This is a genomic window from Paenibacillus sp. sgz302148 (genome assembly GCF_056120465.1).
The window spans coordinates 18775-34047 of record NZ_JBVYOJ010000018.1 but is presented as its reverse complement, the minus strand read 5'-3'; the positions used below and the strand labels follow the sequence as shown (position 1 = coordinate 34047).

The following is a 15273-nucleotide window of genomic DNA, read 5'->3' as shown; positions in this document are numbered from 1 at the left end:
CTCGGAAAACCAGCTAATCGCTTAAAACGAAAGAAAAACGAAAGCGAAGTTGTTTTTCACATTCTAACATATTGGTTTCGAAAAACAAATATAAAAGAAAACAAAACATAAAATAAATTTAAACAAAGAAAATATTTTTGTTTATGACGAAAATTATGTTTACTAATTCCGATAATTTTGATATTATCCAAGTAAAGATCTCCTGATTGTCTTTCGAAAGAAAGTAATTGCTTCCGTTGTCTTCGGAAAACGTAAGTTATAATCGAAAAGAGGTGATTGCATGGGGTCATAGACGATTATTCGCAGACGATCGCGGAACAATTGAATCGAATGTACGCTTCGCAGCGACAGGCGATGGAACAAACGGCGAAGCTGCTTGCCGATACGATCGAGCGGAGCGGATCGTTGTTTATTTTCGGGTGCTCGCATTCGAGCATAATGGCCCAGGAGTTGTTCTATCGGGCGGGGGGATTCGCGCTGATCAATCCGATATTTGCCCCGGGGCTTACGCTCGAAACGCCTCCGGTCACGCGAACGACGAAATTTGAAAGGGTTTCCGGCATTGCGGAAGCGGTGCTCAGCGAATCGCCGATTAAGCCCGGGGACGTTTTGATTTTATGTTCGATATCCGGGCGCAACATTGTGCCGATCGAAATGGCCCAATATGCCAGAGATCATGGCGTTCACATCGTGGCGGTCACGAGCGTCGATTATGCCAATACGGTGGACAGCCGGCATCCGAGCGGCCGCAAGCTGCATGAGCTGGCCGACATCGTGCTCGACTGCTGCGCGGTGCCTGGAGACGCGGTGATTGAGATTGAAGGTCTACCCGTCAAGACCGCTGCGACATCGACGATAACCAGTATCGCGATGCTCCATCCCGTGATGGCCAGAACCATCGAGCTTTTGATCCACAGAGGACATGCGGCGCCGGTTTTTGTGAGCGCCAATGTCGATCACGGAGATGCGCATAATGAAAGATTGCTGCAATCATACCGGAACCAGATTCATTATTTGTGAGAAAAGAGGGTTGATGAAGAACATGTTAGCCAATGAAATTTTAGCCGAGTACCGCCAATTGATCCTTACCATCGAGCAAAACCAACTCGCGGTCATTGACAAGGTTGCTGCCGTAACGGCAGATTCAATCGCGGCAGGAGGCTCTCTGTATATTCATGATCGGGGCCATTTGCTGAATTACGAGCTGTTCCATCGTTCCGGAGGATTGGCGCTGCTGAAAACGCTTCCGCTATCCGCATCAACCGGCGAAGGGGTGCAAGGCGAGCTCGGCGCGGCGGAACAAACGGTGTCCCAATCTTCCTTGCGGGAAGGTGACATATTGATTCTCGGCTCCGTCTCTGGACGTGCCGCATCCGTCGTGGAGCTTGCGATGCAAGCGAGAAAACGCGGTGTCGTCACGGTTGCGCTTACGGCAATGGACTATACGTCGCAGACGCCGTCCCTGCATCCGAGCGGCAAACGGTTGTTCGAAGCATGCGACTACATATTGGACATCATGACGCTAAAAGGCGATGCAGCTCTTTCGGTGGAAGGAATGGAGGAGAAAATATTGCCGACCTCCGGTATCACCTCCGCTGTCGTCGGTTGGTGCTTTATCGCCCAGCTCATCGAACATATGCTGCGCAAAGGCCTTGTCCCGTCGGTGTTTCGGAGCGTCAGCATGCCGAACGGCGAAGCGCAGATCGAAGCAACGAAAGCGCGGTTTCAAGAGCTTGGCTACTGATTGGGGGGATCCGCGTGACGCGAATCATCTTGAGTATCGAAAGCGGCGGCAGCAAAACGTTATGCCTGCTGCAATCGTCCGAGGGCGAGCTGCTCGGGTGGGGTCTTGGCGGACCGACGCATCATTTGTCCTCGGAGGCGGCTGTATGTTCCATCCAACAATCGATCGAGATGGCGATGGAGAGCTCGGGCGTCGCAAGCACGCAAGTTTCCCTCGTTTGTTCCTCTCAGCTTGGTCATTTCGATGCTCTCCGCACGGCGCTCGGGAGGAATGGGCTTAAAGAGGAGTTTGTGTTTGTCGACGAGCCGACGGCCGTGTTGTACGGAGCGTTATGCAGCGATTGGGGCGTTGTCGCTTTGAGCGGCACCGGCTCGTTCGTGTATGGCAGGAATCGGGCGGGCGCAAGGCTGCTCATCGGCGGTTTGGGGGATTTGCTTGGCGATGATGGAAGCGGTTACGAAATAGGAAAGGAAGGATTACGAGCAGCGCTCCGTTATTTGGAAGGCTGGGGAGAGCCCACGCTGCTGGCCGATGAGATTTGCAAGGAATGGAACATCACCGAATTTATTTCGGCCGTAATTTTTTTGAATCCGGTCAGCCGAACGATTGCGAAGAACGTATTTCAGTCATTGCCCGACAACTACCGGCATTTGATCGCGAGGCTAAGCCGTGTCGTCGCAAGGTGCGCCTATCAAGGGGATGCCATCTCCCGAGCGATCATTCAACAAGCGGGGCAGAAGCTGGCCCGTCAAGTCGTTGCGGTATGCGAACGGATCGACATGGGCGATGCCACGATTCCGATCGGATATGCCGGCGGCTGCTGGCGGATCGGCGAGATGCTAACTGAAGCGTTTCAAGAGACGCTGCGCTCCGGGATGACCAAGTCCTACCAGGTCGTACCGCAAATGCTTGAACCGGCGTTTGGCGTTTATTTGGCTGCATTGAGCCATATCAACGAACCATGGAGCGTTACTTTGCTTGAGCGTTTGGAGCAGGACAATGAATATGTTAAGAAAGCAATATCCATGTAAGACGAACATTTGGCTATTTCATGCTGGAGGCTCCTGAATTATGGGAAATATTAAATTTCATCATGTGTTTAAATATTACAAAGGTGAACCGAACCCTTCAGTGAATGACTTCCACCTTGACGTGGCCGACGGCGAATTTCTCGTGCTGGTTGGACCTTCCGGCTGCGGCAAATCGACGACGCTGCGGATGCTCGCCGGGCTTGAAGAAGTGTCGGGAGGAGACATTTACATCGGCGGCAAGTTCAGCAATTTCATATCGCCGAAAGACAGGGATATCGCGATGGTATTCCAAAATTACGCCCTCTACCCGAACTTGTCTGTTTATGACAATATGGCGCTTGGCTTGCAGCTGCGCAAAGCAGCCAAACACGAGGTGGAGCTGCGCGTGAATCGGGCGGCGAAAATGCTTGAAATTTCGCATCTGCTCGGCAAAAAGCCGAATCAGTTGTCCGGAGGACAAAAGCAGCGGGTTGCCTTGGGAAGGGCGCTTGTGCGCGAGCCGCAAGCTTTCCTGATGGACGAACCGTTGTCCAATCTGGATGCAAAGCTGCGAGCCCAGACGCGAGCGGAAATTATTAAGATACATAGTCAGCTCCAAACAACGTTCGTGTACGTCACCCACGATCAGACGGAAGCGATGACGATGGGGACGCGGATTGTCGTCATGAAGGACGGCCTCATTCAGCAGGTGGCTCCTCCGCAGCAGTTGTACGACGAACCTTACAACATGTTCGTGGCCGGATTTATCGGAACGCCGCAGATGAATTTCCTGAACGGCGCGATCGTGCAACAAGAGGGCGCCTTCTATTTCGAGACGAGGCGGCTCAAGCTGCGAATTCCGGAGGCGTATAACCGTTATTTCAAATCAGCGGGAACGAACCTGCGGCATGTGGTACTCGGCATACGTCCCGAGCATGTCGTTTGCGAACCGGATACAGTCGGGATCGAAGCGTATGCCGGGTGGCGTTTTATTGTTGCCGTGGAGATGAAGGAACAGATGGGCTCGGATACATTTGTTTACGGGAGAGCCGGCGAAGATACGCTGATTGCCCGGGCCGACGCGCATACGCCGGTGAGGGCGGGGGATTCGCTACAGCTCGCGCTGCGTATGGATAAGGCGCATTTTTTTGATCAGGAAAGCGGCGTTTCGTTATGTTACGCGGAGAGTCGGCCATGAAGCGGCGGTTCAAGCGAAGAACCGTTATCGGCATCGTATGGGGCGTCATCTTGTTGGGCGCCGTTGCGTTATGGTCGGCACGCGATATGCTGAACGAATCGGTCACGATTCCGGTGCTTGATGCAAGCGCTATCAATTTATCTTCGGCAGACGCGGAAGCTTCCGGCGGAGAATCGTTGTCATACGTTCAGTGGCAGCGCAGCGAAACGTTTCAGGCGTTGGGGCGAAGCTCGAATGGGGGCAGCCGCATCGCCATGACAGCGGCCGAACCGGCGGCAGTTTCCGAGGATGCCGGAATCGGCTTTCGCAAGGACGAGGAAATCGGCGCTGCGGTAGCCGACTGGCACGAAGCGAAAGGCTGGCTGGAGTGGCACATCGACGTGCCGCAGGACGGACTGTACGAGCTTGCCGTGGAATATGCCCCGCTCAAAGGCAGCTTCGCATCCATCATACGCGGACTTCAGATTGACGGGAAATACCCGTTCAAGGAAGCGGAGCATCTTACGCTCGACCGGGCCTGGAGGGACAGCAAAACGCCGTATGACAAAAACCAGCTCGGCAACGAAATCCGCCCGGTCCAGGAAGAGCTCGGCGGATGGAGGACAGCGGCGCTGACGGACTATGGCGTATCGTCCGAGCCTTTGCTATGGCCGCTGACGAAAGGGCCGCATACGATCCGGATGACGGGCGGCCGGGAGCCGCTCGCCTTGAATACGCTGACGTTTACGGCGCCGGAGCCGATTCCGGCTTATGTGCGGTACGCTAAGCTGCACGAGACGGATTCGGCCAAGTCCGCGCCAAGCTGGTTCGGACAGTTCGAGGCGGAGCATTACGCGCGCAAATCGGCGATCGGCGTCCAGACGCAAAGCGTAGCCGAACCGTATATGTCGCCCGACCCGAAAGGCCGTCTCATCTATAACGCGCTTGGCGGCGACCGCTGGCTGAACGCGGGCGAGTGGGTCGAATGGGAGTTCGAGGTTCCAGCAACCGGCATGTACGCCATCGACCTGAAATATTTGCAAGGCTACAACGGCAAATCGAATGCGTATCGTACCGTCATGATCGACGGCAAGGTGCCGTTTAGCGAAATGCTCCATTATACGCTGCAGGCGAACACCGGCATGGAGATTCGTACGATCGCCGACGACAGCGGACAGCCGTATCGCTTTTATTTGACGGCGGGCGCGCACAAGCTGAGGCTCATTGCCGATGCCAGCCCGGTGAAGCCTGCGGTCATCGCGCTAAAGGAGAAGCTGAAGGAGCTGGCGGCGATCGACCGGAATATCCGCGTTATTACGGGCAATTACGGGATGGGCAGTTCCATGAACCTCGATACGGGGCGCACATGGGATCTGAGAGCGTATGACCCCGACATCGAGCGGAAGCTGGAGCGCATTGTCGGCGAGCTTACGACGATCCGCGATTATGTGGACGGCTTGAACGGCTACGTCACCGATCCGACGACGGCGATCAGCGCTGCGGCAGGCAATCTCGAAGAACTGCTGGACGACGTCAACGATATACCGAACCGGGTGCAGGTGTTCGCGGACATTCAATCGAGCCTAGGCACCTGGATGAAGCAAATGGAAAGCCAGGCCGTGCAGCTTGATTACATCGTCGTCCGGACGCCGGAAACCGATCCCGGTTTGAAAGAGCCGGGCGTATGGGACCGCATCCGCTACAGCACGGTCAACTTTGCCCGCACGTTTTTTCAGTCGTACGACTTGAAGGACCTGAACGAGGATGATGCGATCACGGTATGGGTGCAGCGGGGAAGAGACTATGTCGACTTGCTGCAGAAGATGATTGAACAGGATTTCACGCCGCAAACGGGCATTAAGGTGAACGTCAATCTGATGCCAAGCCCGAACGTGCTGATGCTCGGGCATGCGGCAGGCGATCAGCCGGACGTCGCGCTTGGCGTCGGCATGGAAATGCCGGTTGACTTCGCGATGAGGGGAGCATCGGCCGATTTGAGCGGGTTGCCGGGTTTTGCCGATGTACAGAAGAGATTCAACCCGGGCGTGCTCCGTTCCTACCAATATAACGGCGGCACGTATGCGCTGCCGGAGACGCAGTCGTTCGCGGCGATGTTCTACCGGACCGACGTCTTGCAGCAGCTCGGATTAACGCCGCCGGATACGTGGGAGGACGTGTACCGGATGCTGCCGACGCTGCAGGAAAACGGGATGACCTTCTATTATCCGACCAAAGAGTTCGTCATGCCGTTTTACCAGCACGATGCGGAGTTTTATTCGCCGGACGGCATGGAGGCGAACTTGAAAGATGCGCCGTCCATCGCTGCATTCAAGCAATGGACCGACTTGTTCAACAAGCAGGATTTGCCGAAAGACGTGCCGGCATTCTTCAACCATTTCCGGTTCGGGGATATCCCGATCGGCATCGGCGATTTCAGCACCTATGTCCAGCTGCAAGTCGCAGCGCCGGAAATCGCCGGCCGGTGGAGGATGGCGCCGCTGCCGGGAATGAAGCAGGCAGATGGCCAAGTCGCCCGCTGGTCGTCGCAGGGGTCTTCGGCTGCGATGATGATGAAGAACAGCGCGAAGCAGGAGCAAGCATGGAAATTCCTGCAGTGGTGGACCTCGACCGAGGTGCAGAGCCGCTATGCGAGCGACATCGAATCGTTCGCGGGCCTTGAATACCGCTGGAACACCGCGAACGTCGAGGCGATGAAGCTGCTCCCGTGGCCGGCCGAAGATTTGGCCGTGGTGACCGAGCAGGCGCGCTGGGCGAAAAATCCGCCCTACGTGCCGGGATATTATTTCCTCGGCCGGGAAATGGATTTCGCCTGGAACAATGCGGTCATCGGCCATATGCCGCCGCGGGAGGCGCTGGAGAAGTCGGCAAGCTCGCTGCAGCGGGAAATGGCGCGCAAGCAGATGGAGTTCGGCCTTACGCCGGGCACTGATTTGCACGTGCCGCAGCACGATAAGCCATACGAAGGGAGTGAGCGATGATGCGGTCGAGAACGCAGCTCAGTAGTGGAAAGCAAGCGGAGCCGGGAGCGGTCGTCGCCATTCCGCAGCCGGCGGGGGAATCGCCGGCATCCCGTTTCGCGCGAAGGCTGCGGCGGTTTATGAGCGAATGCTGGCGCGACCGGATGTCCTACCTCTTTTTGGCGCCGTTCCTGCTTTGTTTCGCCTGTTTTATTCTGATTCCCGTCGTGATGGCTGCGCTGCTCAGCGTAACTTCCTTTAACGGCTTCGAGTTCCCGCGGTTTGTCGGGGTGAGCAATTTTATCAATTTGGTAACGCAGGATCTTGTATTCATGAAATATACGCTGCCGAATACGTTTACGTTTGCCGTCATCGTTGGCCCCGGCGGTTATATCCTATCGTTCATTTTCGCCTGGCTCATTCATCAGCTGCCGAAAGGCATCCGCGATTATTTCACGCTTGCGCTATATGCGCCTTCGATGGCTGGAGGGGTGGCCTTGTCCGTCATCTGGATCGCCACGTTCAGCGGGGACCGGGTCGGCTATTTGAACAATATGTTGCTGAAGTGGGGCTTCATCGAATCGCCGCAGGTATGGCTGCAGGATCCGAAATATTTGATGACGATCATGATTATCGTCACCTTGTGGACCAGCATGGGGGTCGGATTCCTGGCCATGCTCGGCGGCTTGCAGACGGTTAATACCGAGCTGTACGAAGCCGGGCGGATCGACGGCATCAAAAACCGGCTGCAGGAAGTGTACTACATCACCGTTCCGTCGATGAAACCGCAAATGCTGTTCAGCGCCGTTATGGCGATCGTCGGCACGCTGAAGGCGGGAGCGATCTCGACGCAGCTGACCGGTTCGCCGATTTCCCCGAGCTATTCGGGGCATCTGATCACGAACCATATCGACGATTACGCTTTTTTGCGCTACGAGTGGGGTTATGCTTCGGCCGTATCCGTCGTGCTGCTGCTCATCTCGTATTTCATCATGCGTTTCTGCTACAGATTGTTTGCCGCCAAAGAGGGGGAATGAACGATGGCAAACACCGCATCGGGAACGATAGATCCGCAGGCGGCACGATCTTTTCGCCCGGATCGTACTTTATCCAGGCTGTGGAAGCGGGGCAAGCGCGTTTCCGTATTCCAGACGCTGCTGGTTTTGTTTCTAACCGCCCTAGGATTGTTTATGCTGCTGCCGATCGTGTTCTTGTTCAACAACGCTTTTAAGCCGCTTAACGAATTGTTTTTGTTCCCGCCGACGATTTGGGTGAAGGAGCCGACCATGCGCAACTTCGAGCAGCTGTTCCTTCATTCCGCAGCGGGCGTCGTCCCGTTTACGCGGTACTTGTTCAATAGCGTCATCGTTGTTTCGCTTTCGCTAATCAGCGTCATTCTGGCGAGCACGATGGCCGGCTACGTCTTATCCAAGCATCGGTTTCACTTCAAAGCGCTCATCATGTCGCTCATTATGCTGTCGCTTATGTTCGCGCCGGAGACGGTGTCGATCCCGCGATATTTGATGGTCAGCGGACTTGGCTTGACCAACACCTATTTTGCACACGTGCTACCGTTTATCGCTTCGCCGGTGGCCGTGTTTCTGATGAAGCAATTCATCGATCAAATTCCGGATGCGCTCATGGAGGCGGCGAAGCTGGACGGGGCAAGCGACATGTACATTTTTACCCGGATCGTCATTCCGCTGACGGCGCCGGCGGTCGCAACGATCTCCATCATTACGTTCCAGGCGGTTTACTTGGACGGGGAGGGCTCCACGCTGTACACGCAAAAAGAAACGATGAAGACGCTTGCCTTTTATGTCACAAGCTTGACGGCCAACTTGCAGAACAGCGTCGCCGGACAAAGCATCGCGGCCGCTTGCGCGCTGCTGATGTTTATCCCGAACCTGATCATGTTCCTGCTGTTCCAGCGGAAGATGATCCAGACAATGCTGCATTCGGGCGTGAAATAACGTGGGGGGAAAAAGGATGAGGATGAACGATCAAGCGATACGCCTGTTCCCCAAAGCTTTGCTGCTGCTCTCCCTTATATGTCTTCTGTTTCCGAGTACGGCCTCTGCCAAACTGCCGTACCAAACCTGGTTTATCGACGAAGTATCCGGTCAGATGATTCAGACGCAGCCGCTTTACGTGCCGGACGGCATCATCGGTTGGCAGCAGCTTGAGATCCCGCTCTCGGAGCCAAGCGATTTGTTCATGACGGGAGATAATCGCGTTTATGTCGCCGATACGGGCAACAGCAGAATCGTCGAGCTGGACGGCAAAGGGAAGTTTGTCCGGTCGATCGGTGACGCAGACGGGGACGGCAAGCTGAACCGGCCGCAAGGCGTGTTCGTGGCGAAGGACGGCCGCATTTACGTTGCCGATTCGGACAACAATCGGGTCGCCGTATTCGCCGCGAACGGCCGGTTCGAACGCGCCTTCGCCAAGCCGGAGTCGCCGCTGCTGCCGAAGGATTACTTTTTTGTGCCAAGCAAAATCGTCGTGGACGACCGCGGGGTCATGTATCTTGTCGTGAAGGATTCGTACCAAGGGCTGCTCCGGCTTACCTCGGACGGCAAGTTCGGCGGCTTTTTCGGGGCGAATAAAACGGAGCTTTCGTGGCTCGATCGGTTCAAGCGGATGCTGCTGAACAAAGAACAGATGGACAAGGAAGTCGCGAGACGGCCAGGAGCCATCGAAAACGTAACGCTCGCCGGGGACGGCTTTCTTGTGACGGCCAACACTGGCGTAACTAGCGGTCAATTGAAGAAGTTGAACGCCGGCGGCAGGGATGCGTTCGAGAATAAACGTTTTTTTGAATCCCAGCTATCCGATGCGGCGGTCGACGTGAACAGTTTCTTATACGGCATCAACCGTGAATTCGGAGAAATCTCGATATACAATCCGTTCGGCGACGTGCTTTATTATTTCGGCGACAAGGACGCCGCTTCCCGCCAGTCGGGCGTGTTCACCTATCCGACGAGCATTGCGGTCGGCAGCGACAACAGGCTGTGGGTGACGGACAGCGCAGCGAATACGATCCAAGTATTCAAGCGGACCCCTTTCGGCGATTCGTTCCTGACGGCAACGAAGCTGTATTATGAAGGCCGGTACGCGGAGAGCAAGCCGTATTGGGACAAAGTCATCCAGGACAACGGCATGATGAATTTATCCTTCGACGGGCTTGGCAAAATCGCGCTGCACGAAAAACAATACGAATCGGCGATGGCTCATTTTGAAGACGCTTATGATGCCAAAGGATATTCCGAGGCGTTCTGGAGCGTGAGGTATGAATGGATCCAGCGTTATTTCCTGATCGCTGCGGCAGGATTGATTCTGGGCGGATGGGCGGCAATTTGGCTCTCCCGCAGAGCGTTGGCTTCTGCGCGGGGCCGAGTCTGGCCGCCGGCGGCTGCCAGGCTTGGGAAGGAAGCCGCGGACGGAATTTATTTGATATTCCATCCTTATGAAGGGTTCTATCGGCTAAAGGAACGGAAAATATCGTGGACGATGTTGGCCCTGATCGTGGTGCTTGCTGCAGGAACGAAGCTCGTTTCGATTTACGGCATGGGCTTTATATTCCATCCTTACGATCTGAGCAAGGTGAACGTGGGGCTATCGCTTGCGATGCTGTTCGCGCCATGGATCACTTGGATCGTCGCCAACTATTTGGTAAGCGCCGTGAAGGGCGGCGAAGGGCGCTTCCGCGAAGTGCTGCAGGCAAGCGCCTACGCGCTGATTCCGTATATCGTGCTGACGGTGCCGGCCATTCTCATTTCGCGGATCGTCGTGGCCGAGGAACGGATCGTCGTCGACTCTATCGACAAACTGGCCTGGATATGGCTTGCGGTACTCTTCTTCGTCATGACCCAAGTGATCCACAATTTCGATTTCCTGGAAACCGTCAAAAACGTGCTCATTACGCTGTTCACGATTGCGGTCATTTGGATTTTCCTCATCATCATTTCGGGGCTGGGCTACAACCTGCTCGACTTCTTGCAACAGATTTACCGGGAGGTGACCTTTAGTGGCTAAAGCGGGGACGCCGCATGAACCGATGCGGCCGCAGAGCAATAACGGCACTAGGAGGCTTTGGCCGACAACCCGGCGAGGATGGACTTGGCTATTGGCCGTGGCGGTTTGTGCCATAGTACTCGTAGTTTATATTCTGGTTGCCGTCACCCGCAAACCGCTGCCGACGCTTGCGGAGATGGGGATCCAGGTGCCGGAGCGTGCCGCAATGTCGGTATATTCGGATACGCCATGGAATCCGGGACCCATAGATGGGTCCGGTTTCGCCGTGGCGGCCGAGAATGGCGACTATATGCTGCTGGTTGAGCCGGGTACCGGACAAATTGCCGTGAAGGAACGGCAAAGCGGCTACGTATGGCGCAGCAATCCGCCTGCCTCGAAGCTGGAAAGCGATATCGCGAAGGGTCAGCAACTCACCAATTTGCAGTCGCCGTTCGTGCTGGAATATGTCGTTGCCGGCAAAACGCAGCGCAGCCTGACAAACGCTTTGGAGCCCAAACCTAATATCGGTTTCATGAAAACGAAGCAAGGCATCCAGGTGACGTATGATTATCCGGAACTCGGGTTGTCGCTGGCGCTTCAATATGAGCTGACCAAGGACGGATTGGAAGTATCGGTTCCGTCGGCCGGCATGAAGGAGACAAGCGACAATCTGATCCTGTCTTTGCTCGTCCTGCCTTATTTCGGCGCGGTGTCAGGTGCGGAGGAGGAAGGGTACTTGTTTGTGCCGGACGGGCCGGGAGGATTGATTTATTACGATCGCCCCCGTCCCGCATTAAACAATAAGTATAATTTTACGATTTACGACGAAGACCCTGCCAATCTGCAGGAACGTCAGGTGTCTCGCGAGTCGATTGCCTACCCGGTATTCGGGCTGAAGCGCGGCGATCGGGCTTATGCGGCAATCGTCGAGGAAGGCAAGTTCACTGCGCGCGTTCAAGCGGTCATGGGCGGGCTGCAATCATCGTATCACTCGCTTGGGGCCTTGTTCCAATATCGTGAAGAATACCACCGGAAAGTCGGCAAGCTGGCGCCGCCGGTCCCGACGATCCAAAAAGACCGGGTGAAGGAAGACCGCCGCGTCGAATACCGCCTGCTCCAAGGGGCCGCGGCTGATTATAGTGGTATGGCCGCGGCGTACCGGAATTATTTGCTGGCAAGCGGCCGGCTTGGCGAGGCGCTACCCGAGCGGGACCATGTGCCGCTCGTCCTGTCGCTTGTCGGCGGGGCGACACAAACAAGTTCCAGCGGCGACAGATACGTTGCGGCAACGACGTTCGAGCAAGGCGAACGCATCGTCGAAGAGCTGGCAACCGCCGGCGTCGCGGATATGCGCGTCCTGTTCCGCGGCTGGCAGGACGGCGGCTTCCGCAATTCCGACCGCCGCTTCCCTGTAGCGTCGCCTCTTGGCGGGGCCGAAGGAGCCGAGCGATTCGCGGCGTCGCTGCATAAGCGCGGCATCCCGCTGCTGTTCGACGATTACGCCGCATGGATGGACATCGACCATGCCGATGCCGCGATCAAATCGGACGGCATTCGCGGCATCGATACGATTTTGTATCGCGACCGCAAGGGAGAGAACTTCTTGTTCAAGCCGGATACGGCGGTCCGGTCGGCGAAACAAACGATCGACCGATTGGCCGCGCTAGGCGTCGACGGCATCTTCTATGACGCGCTCGGCCGCACCGTATTCAGCGATTACAACGTATCGCAGCCCGTATCGCGCGAGCGGACCTCGCAGCTGTACGCGGAGCTGCTCGCCTATGCGAAGAAGCGGCTCGGCTCGTCCGCAACCGATCGAGGCAACGATTATGCGCTACGCGGCAGCGATTTGCTGACCCGCTTCCCGCTCGAATCGAGCTACGATGTCTTGATCGACGAAACGGTGCCGTTTTATCCGATGGCCGTCCACGGCTCGTTGTTGTATACGGGAGTCGAAGGCAATCTTCGCGATGAATACGACAAGCAGCTGCTGAAGTCGATCGAATACGGGGCGGTACCCTATTTTATGCTGACGTACGGGCGCAGCCGCGAGCTTCTCGGGACGGATTACGCGACGCTGTTCAGCGGCGAATTCGCGGTTTGGAAAGAGCGAGTCATCGCGGAATACAAAGCATTCGACCGATTGGCCGGCGTAATGAACAAGCGGATGATCAACCACAAGAAGGCGGCGGAGGACGTGTTCGTCACTACGTATGAGGACGGCACCCAAGTTACGGTCGATTACAAGGCGAACCGATTTGACGTGAAGAAGGGAGGAGCGACGCCATGAGCCAAAGGATGAAGAGCAAGTCGGGGCAGCTGCAGACGGCTGATGGCATAGGGGGCGAAGGGCATAAGGCTGTCAGCCCGGATGCCGGTGATAGCGGGCTTTCCCCATTAACCGAGCGTCAGCGTCGCGCCGGCGCCTTCCGCTACCGCTGGCGGGAATACCGCACAGGGTACATCTTCATGCTGCCGTGGGCGATCGGATTTTTGGTTTTCGTTGCCGCCCCGCTCTGCTGGTCTATATTCAACAGTTTCAACAAGGTTAGAATTACGCCGCAGGGGTTCAAATACGAGTGGATCGGCTTGGACAATTACCGCAAGGCGCTGTTTGAGGACAATGTATATCCGATTACGATGATCACCTATTTGCAAGAGATGATACTAATCATCCCGCTCATTCTCATTTTCTCGTTTCTCGTATCGCTTATGCTGAATCAGAAGTTTCCCGGACGCACATTCGTGCGGGCGATCTTCTTCCTTCCGGTTATCTTCGCGACCGGGCAAGTGCTGACCGAGCTGTTCGTGCAGGGCGCCGGCAAGCTGCCCTTTATCGAACAGTACAACCTGGAAGGCATCGTGCGCGAATACGTCAGTCAACGGATTGCCGATTCGGTGCTCAGCGTACTGAGCAAGACGATTATTATTTTATGGTACTCTGGCGTGCAAATCTTAATTTTTATTGCCGGCTTCCAGACGATTCCGAAAACGGTGTACGAAGCGATTCGCATTGACGGCGCGTCGCCGTGGGAAAGCTTCTGGAAAATTACGCTGCCCGGCATGGTTCCGTTCATCGGCTTGAATGCGGTGTTTACGATCGTCGACCTGTTTACGTTCCCGTTTAATCCGGTTATGGATTTCGTGAAACAGAATATGTTCAACCCGCAGACAGGCTACGGTTATGCCAGCGCATTGGCCTGGTTGTATTTCGCCGTGATCTTCGTGCTGCTGGCGATTGTGCTTGGATGGACGTACCGCACCGCGGTCAAGAGGGGGGCGACACAATGAAACAGACGGCAAAAACGGAAAAAGCAATCGTCCAGCTCACAAGGGAAGCTGGTCAAATATGGCACAGCCGGGGTATGCAGCATTTCAAGCGACGCATCCTCGGCCAATACGTCAGCGACGGCTGGCTTTTCCGAATCGCGCTTTTTTTTATACTCGCGGTCATCGCCTATTTGTACTTGCAGCCACTGCTGTACATGATGACGACAATGGTGAAATCGGTCAGCGACTTGATCGATCCGGCCATCAAATGGATTCCACGAGAGCTCAACTGGAAAAACCTGATGGACGCATGGCGGGGACTCCATTATCCGAAGGCGTTCGGCATTACGTTTGGCATTTCGTTGACATGCTCGGTGCTGCAGGTCGTCTCGTGCGCCATTACCGGCTATGCCCTTGCCAGATTGAAATTTCCCGGCAAGAATGTGGCGTTCATACTGGTCATTGTGACGTTTCTCGTGCCGCCGCAAATTACGATCATTCCGCTGTATGCGATTTTCGGGAAGCTGGGCTGGATCAATACGCCGCTTGTGTTCATCGTGCCTTCGTTGTTTGCGCAAGGGCTGCGCGGGGCATTGTTCATTATTATTTTCCGCCAATTTTTCCTGACGCAGCCGAAAGCGCTGGAGGAAGCGGCCAAGATGGACGGGGCTTCCGCATACCGGCTGTTCTTCCGCATCATGCTGCCGCTGGCAAAGCCGGCAATTGTCGTCGTATTTCTATTTTCCTTTATATGGTACTGGAACATGTATTACGAGCCGTCGATGTTTCTGAACAAGGAACTTTTCCCTTTGTCCATAAGGCTGAATATGCTGAACGACGAACTGATTGGCGACTCCCGGATCAACTTCACCACCGCATTCGGTAAAGACCCGGTATCCGAGGGGCCGAAGATGGCCGGCGCTTTTCTGATCATCATGCCGCCACTCATTATCTATGCCTTGGCGCAGCGCTGGTTTACCGAAGGGATCGAGCGAACGGGCTTGGTGGAATAGCAGGCAGGTAGCCGATTCGAAGCTTGTCATGCTAGACGCGAAAGGGGTGATGCCATTTATCGCA

Annotated in this window: 11 protein-coding genes; all 11 read left to right on the top strand. The window is 55.5% G+C overall.

Translation table 11 applies throughout. From position 1 onward, the window contains the following. Nucleotides 1-276 precede the first annotated feature (276 nt). From AC0LWM_RS23930 to AC0LWM_RS23880, 11 genes are read left to right on the top strand one after another with little or no spacing between them, the layout of a single operon-like run. Nucleotides 277-1020 (top strand): sugar isomerase domain-containing protein, encoded by a 744-nt coding sequence (locus tag AC0LWM_RS23930; RefSeq protein ID WP_474677525.1) that lies wholly within the window; start codon nucleotides 277-279, stop codon nucleotides 1018-1020. A gap of 13 nt (nucleotides 1021-1033) precedes the next feature. Beyond that, nucleotides 1034-1744: a sugar isomerase domain-containing protein gene (locus AC0LWM_RS23925; RefSeq protein WP_474677524.1), complete on the top strand. Its 711-nt coding sequence runs from the start codon at nucleotides 1034-1036 to the stop codon at nucleotides 1742-1744. A gap of 14 nt (nucleotides 1745-1758) precedes the next feature. Further along, the gene (locus tag AC0LWM_RS23920; protein WP_474677523.1) at nucleotides 1759-2775 is read left to right on the top strand and encodes an N-acetylglucosamine kinase; all 1017 of its coding nucleotides are present in this window, start codon (nucleotides 1759-1761) and stop codon (nucleotides 2773-2775) included. Nucleotides 2776-2815: 40 nt separating this feature from the next. Continuing rightward, nucleotides 2816-3952: an ABC transporter ATP-binding protein gene (locus tag AC0LWM_RS23915; RefSeq protein ID WP_474677522.1), complete on the top strand. Its 1137-nt coding sequence runs from the start codon at nucleotides 2816-2818 to the stop codon at nucleotides 3950-3952. Next, nucleotides 3949-6930, top strand: coding sequence for an extracellular solute-binding protein (locus tag AC0LWM_RS23910; RefSeq protein ID WP_474677521.1), 2982 nt, complete (start codon nucleotides 3949-3951; stop codon nucleotides 6928-6930). The genes AC0LWM_RS23915 and AC0LWM_RS23910 overlap by 4 nt, the downstream gene beginning before the upstream one ends. Then, nucleotides 6930-7946, top strand: a complete 1017-nt coding sequence (locus tag AC0LWM_RS23905) for a carbohydrate ABC transporter permease (RefSeq protein ID WP_474677631.1) — start codon at nucleotides 6930-6932, stop codon at nucleotides 7944-7946. The genes AC0LWM_RS23910 and AC0LWM_RS23905 overlap by 1 nt, the downstream gene beginning before the upstream one ends. A gap of 3 nt (nucleotides 7947-7949) precedes the next feature. After that, the gene (locus AC0LWM_RS23900) at nucleotides 7950-8882 is read left to right on the top strand and encodes a carbohydrate ABC transporter permease (protein WP_474677520.1); all 933 of its coding nucleotides are present in this window, start codon (nucleotides 7950-7952) and stop codon (nucleotides 8880-8882) included. Nucleotides 8883-8898: 16 nt separating this feature from the next. Further along, the gene (locus AC0LWM_RS23895) at nucleotides 8899-10947 is read left to right on the top strand and encodes a YIP1 family protein (RefSeq protein ID WP_474677519.1); all 2049 of its coding nucleotides are present in this window, start codon (nucleotides 8899-8901) and stop codon (nucleotides 10945-10947) included. Then, the gene (locus AC0LWM_RS23890) at nucleotides 10940-13216 is read left to right on the top strand and encodes a DUF5696 domain-containing protein (RefSeq protein WP_474677518.1); all 2277 of its coding nucleotides are present in this window, start codon (nucleotides 10940-10942) and stop codon (nucleotides 13214-13216) included. Before AC0LWM_RS23895 ends, AC0LWM_RS23890 begins: the two co-directional genes overlap by 8 nt. Continuing rightward, nucleotides 13213-14217 carry a carbohydrate ABC transporter permease gene (locus tag AC0LWM_RS23885; protein ID WP_474677517.1) on the top strand — a complete coding sequence of 335 codons (1005 nt, stop codon included), beginning with the start codon at nucleotides 13213-13215 and terminating at the stop codon, nucleotides 14215-14217. Before AC0LWM_RS23890 ends, AC0LWM_RS23885 begins: the two co-directional genes overlap by 4 nt. Continuing rightward, a complete protein-coding gene (locus AC0LWM_RS23880; protein ID WP_474677516.1) occupies nucleotides 14214-15209 on the top strand; it encodes a carbohydrate ABC transporter permease in 996 nt (331 codons plus the stop codon). Before AC0LWM_RS23885 ends, AC0LWM_RS23880 begins: the two co-directional genes overlap by 4 nt. The last annotated feature ends 64 nt before the right edge of the window (nucleotides 15210-15273 follow it).

What these genes read in the sequence shown, in the direction of transcription:
- AC0LWM_RS23925 (WP_474677524.1), top strand. Translation starts at nt 1,034, where the DNA reads ATGAAGAACATGTTAGCCAATGAAATTTTAGCCGAGTACCGCCAATTG.
- AC0LWM_RS23915 (WP_474677522.1), top strand. Translation starts at nt 2,816, where the DNA reads ATGGGAAATATTAAATTTCATCATGTGTTTAAATATTACAAAGGTGAA.
- AC0LWM_RS23910 (WP_474677521.1), top strand. Translation starts at nt 3,949, where the DNA reads ATGAAGCGGCGGTTCAAGCGAAGAACCGTTATCGGCATCGTATGGGGC.
- AC0LWM_RS23905 (WP_474677631.1), top strand. Translation starts at nt 6,930, where the DNA reads ATGCGGTCGAGAACGCAGCTCAGTAGTGGAAAGCAAGCGGAGCCGGGA.
- AC0LWM_RS23900 (WP_474677520.1), top strand. Translation starts at nt 7,950, where the DNA reads ATGGCAAACACCGCATCGGGAACGATAGATCCGCAGGCGGCACGATCT.
- AC0LWM_RS23895 (WP_474677519.1), top strand. Translation starts at nt 8,899, where the DNA reads ATGAGGATGAACGATCAAGCGATACGCCTGTTCCCCAAAGCTTTGCTG.
- AC0LWM_RS23885 (WP_474677517.1), top strand. Translation starts at nt 13,213, where the DNA reads ATGAGCCAAAGGATGAAGAGCAAGTCGGGGCAGCTGCAGACGGCTGAT.
- AC0LWM_RS23880 (WP_474677516.1), top strand. Translation starts at nt 14,214, where the DNA reads ATGAAACAGACGGCAAAAACGGAAAAAGCAATCGTCCAGCTCACAAGG.